The 16,587-nt window shown below is 64.6% G+C and carries 28 protein-coding genes; 17 read left to right on the top strand and 11 right to left on the bottom strand.

The window, feature by feature from the left end; genetic code table 11:
- Window positions 1-72 precede the first annotated feature (72 nt).
- The 13 genes from ABDZ36_RS09940 (at window position 73) to ABDZ36_RS10000 (ending at window position 8,925) form a co-directional block, all read left to right on the top strand.
- Window positions 73-453: a hypothetical protein gene (locus ABDZ36_RS09940; RefSeq protein ID WP_211313626.1), complete on the top strand. Its 381-nt coding sequence runs from the start codon at window positions 73-75 to the stop codon at window positions 451-453.
- On the top strand, window positions 453-599 hold the full coding sequence (locus ABDZ36_RS09945; protein WP_211313625.1) for a hypothetical protein: 147 nt from the start codon (window positions 453-455) through the stop codon (window positions 597-599). The genes ABDZ36_RS09940 and ABDZ36_RS09945 overlap by 1 nt, the downstream gene beginning before the upstream one ends.
- Window positions 596-832, top strand: a complete 237-nt coding sequence (locus tag ABDZ36_RS09950) for a hypothetical protein (protein ID WP_211313624.1) — start codon at window positions 596-598, stop codon at window positions 830-832. Before ABDZ36_RS09945 ends, ABDZ36_RS09950 begins: the two co-directional genes overlap by 4 nt.
- A complete protein-coding gene (locus ABDZ36_RS09955) occupies window positions 832-1,119 on the top strand; it encodes a hypothetical protein (RefSeq protein ID WP_211313623.1) in 288 nt (95 codons plus the stop codon). The genes ABDZ36_RS09950 and ABDZ36_RS09955 overlap by 1 nt, the downstream gene beginning before the upstream one ends.
- Window positions 1,119-2,183: a tyrosine-type recombinase/integrase gene (locus ABDZ36_RS09960; protein ID WP_211313622.1), complete on the top strand. Its 1,065-nt coding sequence runs from the start codon at window positions 1,119-1,121 to the stop codon at window positions 2,181-2,183. Before ABDZ36_RS09955 ends, ABDZ36_RS09960 begins: the two co-directional genes overlap by 1 nt.
- Before the next feature lie 147 nt (window positions 2,184-2,330).
- Window positions 2,331-2,654, top strand: coding sequence for a hypothetical protein (locus ABDZ36_RS09965; RefSeq protein WP_211313565.1), 324 nt, complete (start codon window positions 2,331-2,333; stop codon window positions 2,652-2,654).
- Window positions 2,651-2,875, top strand: a complete 225-nt coding sequence (locus tag ABDZ36_RS09970; protein WP_211313564.1) for a hypothetical protein — start codon at window positions 2,651-2,653, stop codon at window positions 2,873-2,875. The genes ABDZ36_RS09965 and ABDZ36_RS09970 overlap by 4 nt, the downstream gene beginning before the upstream one ends.
- The gene (locus tag ABDZ36_RS09975) at window positions 2,872-3,312 is read left to right on the top strand and encodes a hypothetical protein (RefSeq protein ID WP_211313563.1); all 441 of its coding nucleotides are present in this window, start codon (window positions 2,872-2,874) and stop codon (window positions 3,310-3,312) included. The genes ABDZ36_RS09970 and ABDZ36_RS09975 overlap by 4 nt, the downstream gene beginning before the upstream one ends.
- A gap of 307 nt (window positions 3,313-3,619) precedes the next feature.
- The gene (locus ABDZ36_RS09980) at window positions 3,620-4,135 is read left to right on the top strand and encodes a hypothetical protein (RefSeq protein WP_211313562.1); all 516 of its coding nucleotides are present in this window, start codon (window positions 3,620-3,622) and stop codon (window positions 4,133-4,135) included.
- Window positions 4,132-5,613 carry a DNA cytosine methyltransferase gene (locus ABDZ36_RS09985; protein ID WP_211313561.1) on the top strand — a complete coding sequence of 494 codons (1,482 nt, stop codon included), beginning with the start codon at window positions 4,132-4,134 and terminating at the stop codon, window positions 5,611-5,613. Before ABDZ36_RS09980 ends, ABDZ36_RS09985 begins: the two co-directional genes overlap by 4 nt.
- Window positions 5,613-6,497 carry a DNA polymerase sliding clamp gene (locus tag ABDZ36_RS09990; protein ID WP_211313560.1) on the top strand — a complete coding sequence of 295 codons (885 nt, stop codon included), beginning with the start codon at window positions 5,613-5,615 and terminating at the stop codon, window positions 6,495-6,497. The genes ABDZ36_RS09985 and ABDZ36_RS09990 overlap by 1 nt, the downstream gene beginning before the upstream one ends.
- A gap of 10 nt (window positions 6,498-6,507) precedes the next feature.
- Window positions 6,508-7,059, top strand: a complete 552-nt coding sequence (locus tag ABDZ36_RS09995; protein WP_211313559.1) for an HNH endonuclease family protein — start codon at window positions 6,508-6,510, stop codon at window positions 7,057-7,059.
- 1,263 nt (window positions 7,060-8,322) lie between these two features.
- Window positions 8,323-8,925, top strand: a complete 603-nt coding sequence (locus ABDZ36_RS10000) for a tyrosine-type recombinase/integrase (RefSeq protein ID WP_211313558.1) — start codon at window positions 8,323-8,325, stop codon at window positions 8,923-8,925.
- Between the two features lie 28 nt (window positions 8,926-8,953).
- Here ABDZ36_RS10000 and ABDZ36_RS10005 read toward each other — a convergent pair whose 3' ends face one another.
- From ABDZ36_RS10005 to ABDZ36_RS10055, 11 genes are all read right to left on the bottom strand, one after another.
- The gene (locus ABDZ36_RS10005) at window positions 8,954-9,175 is read right to left on the bottom strand and encodes a hypothetical protein (RefSeq protein WP_343749300.1); all 222 of its coding nucleotides are present in this window, start codon (window positions 9,173-9,175) and stop codon (window positions 8,954-8,956) included.
- A complete protein-coding gene (locus ABDZ36_RS10010; protein ID WP_343749301.1) occupies window positions 9,168-9,296 on the bottom strand; it encodes a hypothetical protein in 129 nt (42 codons plus the stop codon). The genes ABDZ36_RS10005 and ABDZ36_RS10010 overlap by 8 nt, the downstream gene beginning before the upstream one ends.
- 3 nt (window positions 9,297-9,299) lie before the next feature.
- Window positions 9,300-9,560 carry a hypothetical protein gene (locus ABDZ36_RS10015; protein WP_211313556.1) on the bottom strand — a complete coding sequence of 87 codons (261 nt, stop codon included), beginning with the start codon at window positions 9,558-9,560 and terminating at the stop codon, window positions 9,300-9,302.
- Window positions 9,557-10,306 carry a hypothetical protein gene (locus tag ABDZ36_RS10020; protein WP_211313555.1) on the bottom strand — a complete coding sequence of 250 codons (750 nt, stop codon included), beginning with the start codon at window positions 10,304-10,306 and terminating at the stop codon, window positions 9,557-9,559. Before ABDZ36_RS10020 ends, ABDZ36_RS10015 begins: the two co-directional genes overlap by 4 nt.
- On the bottom strand, window positions 10,306-10,569 hold the full coding sequence (locus ABDZ36_RS10025; RefSeq protein WP_211313554.1) for a hypothetical protein: 264 nt from the start codon (window positions 10,567-10,569) through the stop codon (window positions 10,306-10,308). The genes ABDZ36_RS10020 and ABDZ36_RS10025 overlap by 1 nt, the downstream gene beginning before the upstream one ends.
- Entirely contained in the window at window positions 10,566-10,856 is a 291-nt protein-coding gene (locus ABDZ36_RS10030; protein ID WP_211313553.1) for a hypothetical protein, read from the bottom strand. The genes ABDZ36_RS10025 and ABDZ36_RS10030 overlap by 4 nt, the downstream gene beginning before the upstream one ends.
- Complete coding sequence (locus ABDZ36_RS10035) at window positions 10,849-11,856, bottom strand: hypothetical protein (RefSeq protein WP_211313552.1); 1,008 nt, start codon at window positions 11,854-11,856, stop codon at window positions 10,849-10,851. The genes ABDZ36_RS10030 and ABDZ36_RS10035 overlap by 8 nt, the downstream gene beginning before the upstream one ends.
- 133 nt (window positions 11,857-11,989) lie before the next feature.
- Window positions 11,990-12,874 (bottom strand): P-loop NTPase family protein, encoded by an 885-nt coding sequence (locus tag ABDZ36_RS10040; protein WP_211313551.1) that lies wholly within the window; start codon window positions 12,872-12,874, stop codon window positions 11,990-11,992.
- On the bottom strand, window positions 12,871-13,563 hold the full coding sequence (locus tag ABDZ36_RS10045) for a hypothetical protein (protein WP_211313550.1): 693 nt from the start codon (window positions 13,561-13,563) through the stop codon (window positions 12,871-12,873). The genes ABDZ36_RS10040 and ABDZ36_RS10045 overlap by 4 nt, the downstream gene beginning before the upstream one ends.
- Window positions 13,560-14,066, bottom strand: coding sequence for a hypothetical protein (locus tag ABDZ36_RS10050; protein ID WP_211313549.1), 507 nt, complete (start codon window positions 14,064-14,066; stop codon window positions 13,560-13,562). The genes ABDZ36_RS10045 and ABDZ36_RS10050 overlap by 4 nt, the downstream gene beginning before the upstream one ends.
- Window positions 14,063-14,467, bottom strand: coding sequence for a hypothetical protein (locus ABDZ36_RS10055; protein ID WP_211313548.1), 405 nt, complete (start codon window positions 14,465-14,467; stop codon window positions 14,063-14,065). Before ABDZ36_RS10055 ends, ABDZ36_RS10050 begins: the two co-directional genes overlap by 4 nt.
- A gap of 75 nt (window positions 14,468-14,542) precedes the next feature.
- Here ABDZ36_RS10055 and ABDZ36_RS10060 point away from each other — a divergent pair, with 75 nt between their 5' ends.
- The 4 genes from ABDZ36_RS10060 (at window position 14,543) to ABDZ36_RS10075 (ending at window position 16,358) form a co-directional block, all read left to right on the top strand.
- Window positions 14,543-15,013 (top strand): hypothetical protein, encoded by a 471-nt coding sequence (locus ABDZ36_RS10060; protein ID WP_211313547.1) that lies wholly within the window; start codon window positions 14,543-14,545, stop codon window positions 15,011-15,013.
- Between the two features lie 2 nt (window positions 15,014-15,015).
- The gene (locus tag ABDZ36_RS10065) at window positions 15,016-15,432 is read left to right on the top strand and encodes a hypothetical protein (protein WP_211313546.1); all 417 of its coding nucleotides are present in this window, start codon (window positions 15,016-15,018) and stop codon (window positions 15,430-15,432) included.
- Window positions 15,433-15,546: 114 nt separating this feature from the next.
- Window positions 15,547-16,029, top strand: coding sequence for a hypothetical protein (locus tag ABDZ36_RS10070; protein ID WP_211313545.1), 483 nt, complete (start codon window positions 15,547-15,549; stop codon window positions 16,027-16,029).
- A gap of 5 nt (window positions 16,030-16,034) precedes the next feature.
- Window positions 16,035-16,358: a hypothetical protein gene (locus tag ABDZ36_RS10075; protein ID WP_343749302.1), complete on the top strand. Its 324-nt coding sequence runs from the start codon at window positions 16,035-16,037 to the stop codon at window positions 16,356-16,358.
- Window positions 16,359-16,587 lie beyond the last annotated feature (229 nt).

The raw sequence follows: 16,587 nt of genomic DNA on the forward strand, positions 1-16,587 counted from the left end.
GCTTCCCGTCGTTGGTTCACGGGCCAGCGTCACAGCGCCGGCCCGCAAAAAGGATGGTTTCGTAGGTTAACGATGACCGAAACCAATCGAGCGGGGCAGGAACCCCGCACTGACGGTAACGACTCGGGTTCAAATAAGCGTGCTGCGTCGGGGAGCGGGCCGGACGTGGTGCGGTTGCGGTGTCGTGCGTGCGAGATCGAGTTCGCGGACTGGGCGGCGTTCGAGGCCCACGAGTGCGGCGACGACGACGGCGACGATCTTGACGGGAGTGGTGGTCGGCGCGTCGTCGCGGACGGCGGGAAGCGCGAGAATTACGGGACGCGCGGGTCGGAGTTCGCGGCGAAGTCAGCGAAGAAGTCGGGGACGTGTTCGCGGCATCCGTGTCCGAAGTGTGGTGAGATGTTCGGCCAGCTAGCGCTCCACCTTCGGGCGTGCGATGGGGGTGCGGAGTGATGGCGCGCTATCGCGTTGTCTGCCCGTGTGAGAGCGTGGCGGACGCGACGCACTATCTGCGTTCGGGCGCGGAGTTGGCGCGCGACGTGCACAACGGGCTGTGTCACTTCGACGAGGATCGGGGTGCGGAGGTGGTCGCGGCGTGAGCCGAGACAACGACCGCGTGCTCCGGTTCGAGACGTCGGGCGACCTGCCGGTGTGGGTCTGGCTCGACGACGACGGGACGGTGTGGCGGTGGATCGAGACGTACGACGCGCCGGTGGTTCGGGATGCGTCGTTCATCGCGGATGCGCTGCGGTTCGAGGGCGATGCTGCCGTGGTGAACGTTGAGAACGCGCCCGAGTCGGTGCAGGACGTGATCGCGGGAGGTGACGCGTGATGGTCGACGATGTTGAGCCGGTGGAGGAGCGCCCGGTGACAGAGAGTGAAGCCGCGCGTCGTGTTGCGCAGCGCGAGATCGTGGAAGATGCGGACTGCGAGCTGGTGACGGACGGCGGCCGCGACGTTCGGTCCTCGGGCGAAACAAAACAGCGAACAGCGTGCCCTGACTGCGAGGGAAGCGGCTACGAGCTCGTTCACGCGGGCGTCATCGAGTGCGACACCTGCGGCGGGCATGGGGCCGTTGCGGAAACTGAACGCGACGACTCCGTGGAGGGATCGCGTTGATGGCGGAACAGTCGCACGGGCGCGCTGGGGGTAACAGCGAGCGTCCGAGCGACCTGAAGCGGATGACGCCGCGGATGGCGATGGACCGGTACGTCGACCGTCGTGCAGCTGCGGACAACACGAGTGACGCGACGGTCTCGACGTACCGCCGTCGGCTCGGGACGTTCGTCGAGTGGTGCGAGGAGCGCGGTCTGATGAACGTGAACGACGTCGACGGCCGCGTGCTCGACGACTACTGGCAGTTCCGCCGGGAGTCGTTGAACGACGTCTCGATGAAGAACGAGTTCGGGACGCTGAAGAAGCTCTTCGAGTACGCGGTGGCGATCGAGGCGGCGGAGCCGGATATCCCGGAGAAGATCGCGCTGTTGAAGCCGACGCTGTCGAAGACGCAGCGCTCGAACGACGAGAAGATCGAGCCGGAGCAGGCGCAGGCGATCCTTGACTGGCTGGCGAAGTTCCACTACGCGAGCCGGGATCATGTGATGTTCGCGCTGCTCTGGCACACGGGATGTCGGACAGGTGGCCTCCGTGCGCTCGATCTCGACGACGTCCACGCCGATGAGCAGTTCGTCGAGTTCCGCCATCGGCCAGCTGAGGAGACGCCGTTGAAGAACGAGTTCGACGGAGAGCGTGACGTGGCGCTCTCCGACGAGGTCGCGCGCGTCGTCGGTGACTACATCGAGGAGAACCGGAAGATGGTGGTCGACGACTACGGCCGCGAGCCGTTCCTGACGACGGAGCGCGGTCGTGCAGCTGGGAACACGATCCAGCGGCGCACGTACGCGCTCACGCAGCCGTGCACGGTTGGCGGGTGTCCGCACGACCGCGATCCGGATGACTGCGAGTGGCGCGTCCACGGCCGCGAGAGCAAGTGCCCATCGTCACTCTCGCCGCATCGGATTCGGACGGGGGCGATCTCGTACATGCGCGAGTGCGGGATGTCGATCAGCGCGGTGTCGGATCGTGTGGACGCGACGCCGGAGACGATCCGCACGCACTACGACCGGAGCGATCCGCGGCGGACGATGGAGTCGCGTCGCGCAGAGGTGTCGAAGCTTGACTAAGAAACCGAACCAGAAGACGATGAAATCGAATCAAACGCAAGCGTACCGGATGGAACGCCTCGAAAAGTTAGTGGGACCGCTGAGCGAGCGTCCCCGCTCTGATAGCGACGTAACTCGCCGTTCTTGGGGCCGTTGGGGGTGGCGACAGTGAGTTCTTCGGTAGACGTGGGTGTCGATTTTGACGCCGACGAGAACGCCGCCGAGATAACGGTCGTCGAAACTCGCGAACTTCCCGTTCGCGACCTCTTCCGTGGTGGCGAGCTGCGTCTGTGGGAGGACACGAGCGGGTGGAGCGGCTACCTGCTCGACGACGACGGACGCTTCTTCGAGGTGAACGTGCTCCGCGACGGCGAGGTCGTGCGTCGCGATCGCGTCGACGAGTCGGTCGTTTCTGAAGCGATCGCCGATCATGTCCGCGATCCACAAGCTGGTGCTCCCGGCCGGTTCGTGCGGGGTGCGACGCCGCCATGACGCGCTCCAAGTGCGAGGAGTGTGGTCGGATGGTGACGCGCGGGCCGTCGGGCGTCGAGTACGGGCACGCGCGCCGCGCTCGCAATCCGGAGGAGGATGGGCGCTGTCCGCGTCGTCCTGACTGCGTCGACCCGAGCAAGCCGGCGGCCGACCAGGATGGATGGATGCTGCCGGGCGGTGAGACGTCGTCGACGTGGCCGCAGGGGGGTGAGTCAGCATGAACGCCGACTACCTGCGGCGTCTCGACTTCGGGAGCGTACAGGGCGACTCGGAGTCGTGGGAGCGGGCGCGGCTCGGCGACGATGCAATTCTCCTGCAGACGGCTGAGTCGGAGTTCGTCGTCAATCTCGCGGACGGCGCAAGCAGTCACGTCTGCGAGATCGAGGAGCGCGCTGACGGCTACTGGGGGCGCTGCGACTGCGATGCCTTCAGCTACGGCCATCACGAGTGCGCGCATCTCTGTGCGCTCCGGAAGGCGGACTTCATCGGCGCGATCGACGTCGAGGGCGAGCGGATCACGATCCCGACGACGGGGACGGCCGACGAGCGGCGAGCGCGAGCTGACGGCGGCCGGCGTGACGATCGCGTCGACGACGTCGAGAATCCGGGAGCGGGCCACGATGGTCGCGTGTTTGGGCGACCGGAGGGTCGGCTATGACGGCCGACGCCAACCCCCGTTGCAAGTGTTTCATGTGTTGTTCCACAACCGAGACGGCTGTTCCACAAACGCAAATGCAGATCTCCACCGAGTCAGAGTTCGAGGCGGCGCATAGCATCGATGTGTACGGACCCGTGTACCCCGACGCGACAGTGTTCGCACACGCACCCGTGCGCATATCCACGCGCGGTATAGTTGCCGCGAAGCGGCTCGCGCGGGAGCGCGCGCACGCGTGCGAGGGGGCGGCGGGCTCTCGTCTGGTGGCGGAGCGCGGTGGGGACGTCGCGGCGACCGGGGGTGTGTCGGCGTGACGGATGCTCGTGCGCGACTCGACGGCCACCCGGAGCTGGCGGAGTGGTTCGAGGCGCGGGAGGATCGGTCGGAGACGATCCGCGATGCGCTGCGGCTGCTGAAGGCGCGGGAGGACTCTGGCGAGTTCGAGGGGCTCGACGACGACCAGGCGGCGGCGGAGACGTGGCTGCTGGAGAACGTGGGGGTCGGGTCGAGATCGTCGCTGTCGTATGTGGAGAATCGGCTGGCGCAGCAGTTGTCGCTGGATATGGACATGATCCGGCAGCGGATCGTGAAGCCGCTGGAGCGGGAGGGGTACGTGGCGGTCGTGGCGCGGATCGAGTCGGTGGACGTCGTGGTGCGGCCGCCGGGGTCGGGTGCGTCGTCGCCGTCGCGTGAGAGTGACGAGAGCGCGTCGAGTGAGCGCGGCGAGCGTGGTCTGTCTGAGGAGGAGGCGGAGGTGTTCGCGGAGGCTCGTGAGCGCCTGGAGAGCGCTGAGCCGGCGCGGGCTGACGGGGGTGAGTCGGCGTGAGCGACCGTATCCAGGCGGTCGACCTCTTCTGTGGGGGCGGCGGCTTCTCGACGGGGCTCGCGTTGGCGTGCGAGGATCTCGGTCACGACGTCGATCTGGTGGCGGTGAATCACTGGACGACGGCGATCGAGACGCACGAGCGCAACCACGCGTGGGCGGAGCATCGGAACGCGAAGGTTGAGGAGCTGCATCCGCCCGACGTCGTCGATCCGGGCGAGGTGGATCTGCTGGTTGCGTCGCCGGAGTGCACGCACTTCTCGGTGGCTCGCGGAGGCAAGCCGGTCTCGGAGCAGAAGCGCGCGTCGCCGTGGCATGTGATCGACTGGGCGCAGAAGGTGCGTCCGGACGCGGTGCTCTTGGAGAACGTGAAGGAGCTCCGTTCGTGGGGGCCGGTTGACGAGGATGGCCAGCCGTCGCGGAACGGGGAGCTGTTCGAGGCGTGGATCAACTCGCTGCACGCGCTCGGCTACTCGGTTGAGTATCGCGTGCTGAACGCGGCAGACTTCGGTGATGCGACGTCCCGTGAGCGGCTGTTCGTCGTCGGCCGGCTCGAGGAGCGCGCGACGTTCCCGGAGCCGACGCACTCGGAGGATGGCGACGATCTCCCGTCGTGGCGGTCGGCGGCGGAGATCCTCGACTGGGAGGACCGGGGTAAGTCGCTCTGGGAGCGGAGTCAGCCGCTCGTCGAGAACACGATGGCGCGGATCGCTGAGGGCCTGCGCCGACACTGCCACGACGATGTCGCGGCGTTCGCGGACGTCGTCGGTGAGCTGGGGAAGGCGGATGTTGAGGCGATGCAGGAGGACGTCGTTCCAGCGGCCGACGCTCACGAGGCGGCGGAGGATCGTGAGTCGCCGTTCTTGGTTCGCGGACCGACTGCCGCGGCTGATGGTGGCCAGGAGTCGGCGTTCGTGCTCGGACAGCATTCGGGGTCGGTCGCTCGGGATGTCGAGGAGCGGGCGCTGCCGACGATCGCGACGCGCGGGGCGATTCAGCTCTACGCGCCGGAGGCGTTCGTGCTGCCGCGGAATGGGGCGCACGGCGACCTGCACAGTAACGCGACGTTCACGCCGGAGTCGAGGCCGCTGCAGACGGTGACGGCGTCGAACCACGACGGGCATCTGGTGTCGCCGTTCCTGGTGGAGTACTACGGGAACGGGCGCGCGCAGTCGGTGGAGGATCCGCTACCGACGGTGACGACGCGTGACCGGTTCGCGCTCGTCGTGCCGGAACTCTATCCGTTCGGCCTCGACGTCCGGTTTAGGATGCTGAAGCCGTCGGAACTCGCGGCAGCGCAGGGCTTCCCGTCGGACTACGACTTCGCCGGCTCGACGAAGAAGGACGTCACGGAGCAGATCGGGAACGCGGTCCCGGTAAACCTCGCGCGAGCGCTGTGCCGGCATCTCTTGACGGACGGGGAGCCGGCGCTGTCGACGTTCGGCGGTGGCGTGACTGCGGAGATGGAGGCGGATGACTGATGTCGGAGAGCATCGAGAGCGGCGCGAACAGCTCGGAAACCGAAACTGAGGCGGCTGACGACACTTCCATGAGCACGAAAGAGGACACGGCGACGACGAAGCCGAGCATCGAGACCGAGACAGATGAAGCGCTGACGGCGACGATCCGGGCGGACAACCTCCAGCAGGTGGTGGACCAGCTGCGGACGATCGTGGGGGAGGCGATCATCCGTGTGGGACGGGAGGGGCTGCATGTCGCGGCGGTCGACCCGGCGAACGTCGCGATGACGTGGATCGATCTTGACGCGGAGGCGTTCGAAAGCGTGGGGGATGGGCAGTTCCCGATCGGGTTGGATCTCGTCGCTCTCGACGATTATCTTGACGGCGCGTCGGGGGACGATATCGTCCGTCTCGGGTACAAGGCAGAGACGGGGCGGCTGAACATCCAGCACACGAATGTTTCGGTGGATATGGCGGCGATCGATCCGGACGCGATTCGGTCGGAGCCGGACCTTCCGGACGTCGATCTTTCGACTTCGTTCGAGTTGCAGGGCGGAGAGTTCGTTGACGCGTGTGAGAACGCGAAGTTGGTGTCGGATCACGTGGTTATGGAGGCCGACCCGGACGAGGAGGTGGTGTCAGTAGTCGGAGAGGGGGACACTGACACGGTGACGACGGCGTTCGGGAACGACGATCTCGTGGGAGCGAGTGTGCCGGAAGAGACGCGGGGCATCTACTCGATTGAGTATCTGGTCGGGAAGCACGGTCTGTTGTCGAAGGTGCCGAAGGGGGAGGAGGTCGAGGTGCGCTACTCGACGGAGTTCCCGGTGAGATTCGGCTACGAGTTCGCTGGCGGCCGTGGAGAGGTAACGTGCGTGCTCGCACCGCGGATCACGTCTGACTGAGGTGGTCGTGATGAGTGACGCCGAATCTCCGAGTGCGACCGGGTACGTGGTGGACGAGGTCACCGGGCGGCGTCGACGGACGGCGTCGTGGGAGACGAAGCCGACGTGCCACGGTTACACGGGCGGCGGCTACGAGCGCTGGCGGTCGGTGGAGTGGCGGCCGGAGTCGTCGCGCCGGGCTCGGGAGGACGTCTACGTGGCGCATCATCGGCTGCTGGCGGTGGTGGCGTGCTACGACGCCGACCAGCCGCTCGGGGAGGTCCTCGACGATCTCCGCGGGAAGGACGTGCATCATCGCTCGGGCGTCGAGTGGGACAACCGACCGGGGAATCTGGAGGTGCTGGATCACGGCCGGCACGCGTCGGTGACGCAGGCGCAGATGCGTGCGTGGGCGTCGGACGCGAAGGAGGCCGTCGAGTCCGAGGAGGACGCGACGCCGCGGTCGGAGGTCTGTGCGTCGTGTGGTGGTGAGGATCCGTGTGCTCGCGTGGAGGGCGTGTCGGGGCTGTTGTGTTTGGAGTGCGCGACGTCGTCGGGCTCGCGGATCGAGATCGTGGCGTGAGGAGCTGCGGACGGTGCGGTGTGCCGGGCCGGGTGGCTTTCGCGTGGGTTCGAGTCCTGCGCCGGTGCGTGCGATGACCGAGACTAATCTCCAAGAGGTTCGAAAGGTAGACCGTCATACTGGTGGCGATAAGTGCCAGTACGGGTGCGGCGACGCCGCCGAGTTCGTTGTGGACGGCTCGACGGGCTCGACGCGAGTGTCGTTCGTTGGCTGCCGGTCGTGCCTCAATCAAGCGGCGATCTACCCGATAGATGACGAGTGGGTCGGTGAGGTGTCTGACTCATGACCGAACCGGAACGTTACCGACGGCGATGCGAACGCGTCCATGCTGGAAAACCGCCAGTAGACGTTGAGAAGACCGAGAGCCAATGGTTCCGGTTCGCCTCAGAGCTCCGTGGCATCTTCGCGGAAACCGAATCCAACGATGTCCGAGAGGACGCCGATGAACTCGAGGACCCCCACATTCGAGGGTAGGCACTCTCGTACTCCAAGAGACCGCTGTTCAACGGTGTGATAGAGAGACGGAAACCGGCTACTCAGGCGTTCTCTAACTAATACGCACGAGCATAACCCTCAATAGGGTGCCGTCAGTATCGTTGAGCGAGCGCGGTGCTCCGGCCGGGTGGTGGGCGTCCCGGTCTGCTCAAAATCGTCCGGAGGTGTGCAACAGTCACGACAACAGCAATAGCGACAGCCCTCTGCAGTGCCTCAGTGATCGCCGGCGCGACCCTCCTGTCCAGTTCCAAGTGGGAGATGGTCGGCGCGGCGTTCCTTGGGGCGGCGGGGATGGCTGCGCTCTGGTCGGTATCGCTCGTCTGACCCCACTCCGGGGTTTCTGACGGTGTGCCTCGAGGCCGTCACCGACAATTGCTCACGCCGTCACTAAAGTTCATCTGTCTACTCAGCTTCAAGGACTGCGACGAGAGCAGTCTATGGGTAGCGCGGGAAGAAGTCTAAGATCGGAGCATGACGTCGACGTCATCGGATCCACAGAGTGGGCAGTATTCGTAGGCGTCTCTATGACCGATCTGCTTAGCCTCAACGTTCACTTCTGCACTACATCCTCGACAGGCAATCCGCGCCTTGCTTTGTGCGCCAATCATATTTCCCAGTTGTCCAGTTGAACAGAGGTTCTATTGAATCTACTGCAGCGGTCAGTGCGTCGTACTCTCGTGTGGAGTGCGACATCGCGAACGCTTTGCGGGCTCTTTTCGCGGTCTGAAACCCCAAACAGTAATGGTTCTTTGTCGCTCTTGTTGAGATATGCGACAGAAGGACTACCCGACTCACGATGGTCGTCGCGTCTGGTTGACCGCCGACGAAGCCGAGCAGTTGATGAGCAAGACGGACGGGACCGAGGAGAAACTCGCGTTCGGACTCGCACTCCGCTGCGGGCTGCGCGTCGAGGAGGTGTGTTCGGTGACGCCGGTCGACATCGTGGACACGGGCGCGGGCGAGTACGTCCGCGTGCAGGAAGGGAAGGGGAACAAGTACCGCGAGGCACCGATCCCGCACGCGCTCTCGGAGACTGCCAGTGCGTTTGCTGACGTTGGTGACGTCGCGCCCGACGAGACGCTGATTCGGAGTGAGGCGACGCCGTCGAGTGCGACACGGTGGGTGCAGCGCCGGCTGGAGCGGCGTCGCGACGAGCTGCGTTCGGAGACGAAGGACGAGGGGTGGAGGTTCGTGACGCCGCACGATCTCCGTCGGACGTGGGGCCAGTTGCTCCTCGACGATGGCGTAGAGCCGGGGATGGTGATGGAGTGGGGCGGCTGGGAGGACTGGGAGACGTTCCGCGAGCACTATCTGGGTGTCTACTCGGTTGCGAAGCAGCGGGAGGAACGCGGGAAGGTGGGCTTCCTGTAAACGACGTGCTCGCGACGGCGCGCGACGTCTACAGACGCGGCATCTTGATCAAGACGATCCCGAACCCGACGAGCAGTACGAGGCCGTTGAAGATCTCGAGGATAGAGAATCGAGGAGCAGTCAGATAGTGGACCAGAGCTTTCGGTTGCGGATGGACTGCAAACCAGGTTGCCACTTGCGAAAGAAGGACGAACGCACACACAAGGAGGAGTGCGGACGCGAACCCGGCCACGAACTGGTTCTCAGTCATCGGCATCAGTGGTCCTCCGAATATGCGCGACGTGGGTCTGCCAGCAGCGCTCGCAGACGTGGACGCTGATCGTGTCGATCCAGCGGGTGGCGGGCGAGCCGCAGAGACAGTTGGTGGTCATGATTCACTTGATGTTGACGGAGGCGCTGATAGCGCGCGTACTGCCGTTCTCGTGGACGCACGCGACACGGCCGCCGGTGAGGTTCTCGGAGAGCGATGCGTTCGCGTGCCAGCCGTCACCGGGGAGAGCGCGGTCGCAGGCCTCGCTCGCGGCGTCACTGCCCGCGATCGTGGTTGTGACTTCGTCGACGACGGTGGCGCCGACGAGGACGCCGATGAGGAGGACGGCACCGATCAGGATTGGTGCGGGTGTTCCGGTATTCATGGCCAGAAGAGGACGTAGCCGGTGCCGAGGCCGATGAGGAGGAGGACGACGTCCATGATGTAGATGAGCGCGCCGCCGTGGCCGCCCCAGGAGGAGTCGCCGCCGTACTTCTTCATCGCTTCTTCGACGGCTTCTTCGCCGAGTGCGGTGCCGCCGGCGCCGCGCAGCTCAGTGAGTGCTTGACCGATGGGGACGCGGATCTGGCCACCGTCGGTGCGGAGGCGATCGGGGAGGAGCTCGACGAACCAGTCGCCGTGTCGATCCAGGTCGTAGCTGGCGGTTGGGGTGCCGTCACGGAGAGAGCCTTCGGGCTCGAGGTGGTCGATGTCGCGTGGTGCTGGCGGGGTGCCGTAGGCGTCGCGGGAGGTCTCGGTGCCGATGGCGGTCTTGGTGAACGCGAGGCGTCCCCAGGCCCCGGTGGTCTCTTCGACGTTGTCGATGTCGGATGCGGGCCGGACTTCGAAGCGGCCGTCGTCTCGCTGGTGGAGGACGACTTTGCGGAGGCCGAGGAAGACGGGGGCGAGGTAGGTTGTGGCGAGGGTTTCGCCGATGACGCTGGGGAGGCTGGGGCCGATGATCCAGCCGACGAGCGGCATGATTCCGAGGCCGACGAGGAACGCGAGGCTGAGGAGGATGCCGACGAGGAGGCCAGTCTGATAGATGGTGGCCGCGGCGGCGATCACGGCGAGCGCGACGACGGCGATGAGGAAGCCGTTCTTCGGTGTGAGGGTGTTCTCAAGATCCATCACGCTGAATCACCCCGTTCGGCGTCCGCGTCGGTGGAACATGCTTCGAGCCTCTCGATGAATATCATGGCGGTCGCCACTGTGAGGAGCAGGGCACCGATAAATGCGATCACGACGCCCGCGAAGTGGCCATCAGCCCCAATCATCCCGGTTTTTAGCATCCAGTCGCCGAGCGCCAGATAGCCGAGGAGCGCAACTGCCGAGATTCCGAGAATGGCCCCTGTTCCGTCTGCGAACGAGCGTACTGTTTCGATGTCGCTCACGAGTTGCTTACCTCTGGAGTTGAGACGGTGGTGCCCATCCCCTGCCGTTCGCGATGGAGTTTCGCGCGCGTGGAGGCGTCGAGCCCCTTGTGATCGCGGAGGAGGCCGTCGACGGTCTCCTCGAGCGTGGCGACGCGCTGACGAAGCCGCCTGATCTGTTCTTCTGGATCGCGTGGAACGCCGTTTCGCTGTCGTTTCCAGTAGACGTCACCGCGGTATTGGCTGGTTGCGTAGTTTGTTGCGGTATCAATGCTGCTGTTCGGGAGGTGGTCGAATGGATCAGTCATGGGTTTCGTTGGCTGCGAGGAGCGCGATGAGGGCGAGGAGCCCGATGGTGGCGGTTATCGACGCCATCGTGCGGGCTGTTTGTGCGGCGGTGCAGGTTTGATCGAGGACGCCGGTTGTGCAGACGCTCGGAAGGATTTCTGTTGCGTAGAGGCTGATGCCGATTGTCGCGCCGAGGCCGAGGCCGGCGAGCGCGATCGTGAAGCCGACGATCGTGGGCATCGAGACACGCTCACCGATCCACTCGCGCGTGCGAGTGAGTGGACGACGGCCGACGAGTGGGAGTGTGGCGGCCGTCACGGCGGAGAGTGGCTGCAAGAGCAGCGTGACGGAGGTGACGGAGCCCCCACCGCTCCCGCGGAGCCGCGACGCGAAGTAGATCGTCCCGACGCCAGCGCCGAAGAACATCAGGAGTTGGAGGGTGGTGACGAGCTGCCCCTTCCGAGAGTTGAAGAGGGCTTGTGATTTCTTGATGTCCTCCTCAACGCGGTCGGCGAGCCGGGGGCTTGCGCTCCCAGGGATGATGTTGAGGGCGTCGTCGAGGTTGACGAGGCTCCGAGCGTCATCGATGAGGAAGAACGCCTTGCGGCGGCCGTCGTGGAGCCAGCGGCCGGTCTGCTGCAGCTCGCGGAAGCGACGCCCGAGGTCGGGGACGCGAGCGTCGAAGATGACGTTCTTGTCTTCGTGCGCGAGGCCGAACGTCGCGCTCTTCCACGTGGTCATGTGGTGGCCGAAGTCCCGCCACGTATGCGGTTCGCCGCTGAGCTTCGCGACTTCGCCGCCGACGCCGCCGTCGAAGCTCGTCTTCTTCAGTGTCCATCCGCCGTGACTGCGCTTCACGAGGAGCGCGCGTTTGAGCGTCGACGTCGCCATGCCGACGTACGGCCTGACGAGATCGCGGGCGTCGTCCCAGGGGAGAATCAGCCCGGCGACGAGCGGGAAGAGGTAGAACGCGAGCACACCGAGGACGAGAGCTTTGAGTAGATCGAGGATCAGACTCACGGCCGCCCCCCGATCTCCAGTGGCAGCTCTCTCTTCTCTATGCGTGTGTCATCCATTATTGGGTCTGTAGCTGGGTGGCTGGATGGCTGCTGGTGTCGTCGTTCCGTGGGTTGGCTCTGTGTAGCTGGTCTAATCATGTGTTGTGGTTGACTATCTGCCCGACACGCGACGACGAGAGGTCGATCGCGCTGAGGTTCCCGATGTCCTTCTGCGAGAGGGCGTCAACCTCGTCGTTCAGGCAGCGAATGATCTCGTTGCGCTGTTCGGTTTCTGCCGCTTCGACTTCCTCCTCAACGCGCTCCTCCATCTCGTCGCGTGTGACGTACTTCCCGCCATCATCGCCGGTGTGCTCGAGGAGCGCGACTTTCCGCGCGTCGAGCCGTTCGAACTCTTCGATGCCGTCGAGGTTGGGCCACGAGATGACTTCGGTGCGGTCGACGTACTCCTGTTCGTAGTGTTCGTTCGTGCGGAGTCGGTAGCAGATGGCTTCGCCTTTGATGCGGCCGCGCTCGGTCTCCTGGGCTTGCAGCCAGTAGTCGGCGGCGTCACTGCCGAGGCGTTTGTCGATCCAGTTCTTCGAGGGTGCAGTGAGGATTGAGAAGACCTGCCGGTAGCGTTTCGTGGCAAACGTCTGGGAGAGTTCGACGCTGCTGTTCGTCATGCCACGACGGGAGTCCATCGCCTTCTCGGCTTCGTCGAGGATGAGCGCGGAGCCGGGATCAACTTCGTCGTAGAGCCGGTCGTACTCGTCGGCGTCGGCGACCGCGGCCTTCTCGGCGGTCCATCCATGCTGATCGAGGAGCATTGCGATCGCGACGGCGAGCGTCGTCTTCCCGACGCCGGTCTCGCTGGATGCGGTGACGATGACGTTGATGTCGCGGCCGGTGACGAGTCGGTTGAGGCACTCCGCGAAGAACTTCGAGTCGCGGAAGCCGGGTGAGCGGACCCAGGACTCGACAGGGCCGAGACCCTCAGCATCCCCGTCCGGGATACTGCTTGCCCGGTCGTCGGCGCTCACAGGTTCTCACCCCGCCATTCTTGGACTTCTTCGACGAGGTCGTCGGTGATTTCGGTGCGCTGCTCCTCTTCGCTGACGTCGACTTCGAACCCGATTTCCTCGAGGAAGAGCGTCGTCTGCCGAACGGCGCTCACGAGGATGTCCCACGGGATCGGCTGGGTGATGGTCTTGGTTGTCTGGTGTGGGTCTGGCTGGGATTGCGTTCGCACGGTCGCGCTGAAGTCCGCGGTGAGTGGACGTGGAAGGCCGAGGATCGACTGCAGGCCCGTGATTGCGAACTCTTTGGGGGTGGGTTTCTCGACGATTCGGAGGTAGTCGTTGAACGGTGACGGCTCGACGTCGCCGCGGAGATGCTCGGGTGGCTGCATCTGGATTGTGCCGAGCTCGACGTCCTCCCAGTAGGCGGTGCCGTCCTCGGCGTAGGTGTTGACGAGGAGGGGTTCGACGGCCATGATGTAGTCCTCGACAGCGGAGCGGTAGAGACGCGCGCCCCGATATTTGTCGACGCGAGGATAGTCGGGATCTTCGATCATGATGTCGATCTGCCGGCGTTTCTCGCGGATGCTTTCGCGGGCGTCGTAGATCTCTTTGAGGCGACGGCGCTGAACGTAGTCCTCTGAGTCTTCGATCTTCTCGATCTCGGCGGCCGCGCTCTCGCTCGGTGTCGTAGTGGTGTCTTCTGTGCTCATGAGCTAAGGAGTCCTCTGAGGCCGCCTTTGCTCTCGTCGCCGTTGCCGGAGGTTTCAGCGCGCGACTCGCGGATGGTGGTGTTCATCATCTCCTGCTGTTTCATCTTCCGTGCGCGTGTGATGCGGGTCTCAAGCATGTCGAAGAGGTCGCGGACGATTGCTCGTTCTTCGTCGGAGAGGGGGCGGAGGGTGGCGGTGCCGTCGTCGTAGATCGCGGCGCGGTCGTCGCCGACGATGGCGCACTGGCGGTCGGGATGCATCGAGAAGAAGAGCTTCTGTTTCGCGCGGAGTTTCCATCGCATCTCGTTGACTTCGGCTTCTTGGAAGTTCGCGAGCACGAGGTCTTTCGTCAGGAGGTTCCGGAGGAGGTCGCGGGAGCCTTCGGAGAGTCTCGTCTCGGTGATTTTGTCGAGGATGTCCTCGTGGATCTGTTGGGCGGGGGAGCCGCCGTTGAAGTTGCTGCGATGCATCTGTTCTTCGCGGAGCTGGTCGCGCTGGCTCACTTGGACCACCGTCCGTTGATAGTCTCGGGGAGTGCGCCGCGGGCGCTGAGACGGTCAAGCGTCAGGCAGACGATCGTCGCGAGGACGAACCCACCCGCATGCGGGAGGAGGTTGACCGGTGAGGCGACGGCGAGATCGGCGAGGAGGAGGCCGCCCGCGATCGCGCCGGTGATCTTTGCGCCCTCCCAGAAGAGGGAGGCGAGTGGGCTGCCGCCGTCGGTTGCGACGCCGTTAACGCCCGGATACCCCATGTCTTGGAGGCCGTGATCGACGACGCGTGTGAGGGCTTTCCCCTTTGAGGGGTTGCCTTGGCGATTCGTGAGGTCGTGTTCCCTGGCGATGTCCTCGAGGTGGTCGTGGACTTGCTGTGGGAGTCTGGTGCCAACTGGCTCGCGTGCCATATCGCGTGCACGGTGTTTACGGACATAAAACATGTGTACGCCTTTTGGTATAGCGGGTTATTGGTGGTCGTGTAGATGAGCACTGCAACTCAGACGGAGGCGGCGGGGGGCGTGCCGGAGCGCGCTCAGAGCCGGCTCTCGAACGTGATCGACGAAGGGAAGCGTATCGCGGCGTCGGCGGGCGCGCTCGGCATGCGGTCGACGGTCCGGCACGAAGCTCGCGCTCGCGGCGTCGATGTCGCGGCTGACGACGGCGTGACGGCGACGCTCGTCGCAGCTGGACAGGTCGGGGGAGTGAACCTGATCGGGGTGATGTTCGCGATCATCATGGCGGCCGCGATCGGCATGGTCGGGACGACGGTCATCTCCTCGATTGACCAGTCCATCGACACGCCGGAAGGGTCGAAGTATCAGAACGCCTCCGATTCGATCGCGAGCGGGTTCGCGAACGCGATGGGGTTGACGGACATCGTGTTCCTGGTGCTGATGTTCGTGGTCGTGATCGGGGCGCTCTTCCTCGCACGCCGCGCTCAGGGCGGGATGTAACGATGGCTACCGAGACAGTCTCCACATCGCGTGTGCGCGCTGCTGGCTCCCGGCTGCAACGAGCCGCGAGCGAGGGCGCAACGCGCGGGGTGCGTGAGACGGCGGCCCGCCAGCATGCGGAGCTCGCGGCATCCTCCCAGGTCGGTGGTGTGAACCTGATCGGGGTGATGTTCGCGATCATCATGGCGGCCGCGATCGGCATGATCGGGACAACGGTCATCTCCTCGATCAGCCAGTCGGTGACGTCGCGCGACCTCGAGTCGGTCTCAGCAGCGAACCAGACCGTCTACGAGAACGCCTCTGAGTCGATCGGAACCGGCTTCGCGAACGCGATGGGGTTGACGGACATCGTGTTCCTGGTGCTGATGTTCGTGGTCGTGATCGGGGCGCTCTTCCTCGCACGCCGCGCGCAGCAGTAACCCCAAAAGAACTCCATCTTAACTCATGGTAAGTGTCAAAGAACAACTGGCAAGGCTGCGGGATCGGGCGTCTGTGTGACGAAGTTCTAAGAGCGTGGCGGCTCTGCATCAGGTATGGAGCAGCGGATCGTTGGGCTCGTCTTCGTCGCGATCCTCCTGATGGCGGGGGTTGGGGTCGTGGAGTCGGGCTTCCAGACGGCAGTATCGGAGAGTCAACCAGGATCGACCGTTGAGGAGCAGTGGACAGTCGCTATCGGCGAGCCCGTGGCGCTCTCGGAGAGCAACCGCGACGTCGTCTATGCGGCGGCGTCGTCAATCAACGTCTCGGCGAGCAACGAGTCGATCGCTCAGCCGGGGAATTGGTCGTGGAACCGGCATAACGGCACGATCGTCGCGCTCGAGGGCGGCACGCTCTCGGATGGGCAGACGGCGAACATCTCATATGGCTTCGCTCGGGCGTCGAGTGAACAGTCGTTAGCGCGGGAGACGCTGCTGTTCTTGCCAGGGACGCTCGGTGAGAATATCGTGCTCATTCTTAGTGTCGCGCTCTTGCTGGCGGCGATCATGGTGATGGCGCGGCAAGGTGGTGGGCTCTGATGTTGGTGAGTGTGTTCCTCGCGCTGGTGGCGATGGGGCTGGTTGTGTCGCTAGCGACGGTTGGGGCGAGTGCGTTCTTGACGATGCGCGGGCGGTCCGAGCCGCTGATGGACGCGGTTGGGGGGCTGCTCGGGGCGTTGCTCTGGGGGATTTGTGCGCTGTCAGCAACGAATCTGGAGGTTGTGACTGATAGTGGGCTGGCCTCGTCGTCCGAGCCGATGTTGACGTATTTCTTCGTGGCGCTTGCTGCGGGGATGACGATTATCGGAGTGATGGGGACGACGTTCATGCTCGACGTCTTCGATGTCGAGGCAACGAACCGACGGTGAGCGTCACGTAAACGGACGTAAAACATGCTGGCGCTTTTTGGTCGTTCGCGCGTGTGTAGAGCATATGGCAGACTCCTCTTCGTCGGGATCGACCGGGGCGTCGGATAGTGGATCGTCGTCGGACTCCAGTTCGAGGTCGCCGGTAGAGCAGTGGGATTCTGATGGGAATGGGCAGATCGGGCTTGATGAGGTTAGTGCTGCGGGGGATGCGTTTGCGCGGGGGGAGATC

Source organism: Halarchaeum salinum, from assembly GCF_039520965.1.
GTDB classification, from domain to species: domain Archaea; phylum Halobacteriota; class Halobacteria; order Halobacteriales; family Halobacteriaceae; genus Halarchaeum; species Halarchaeum salinum.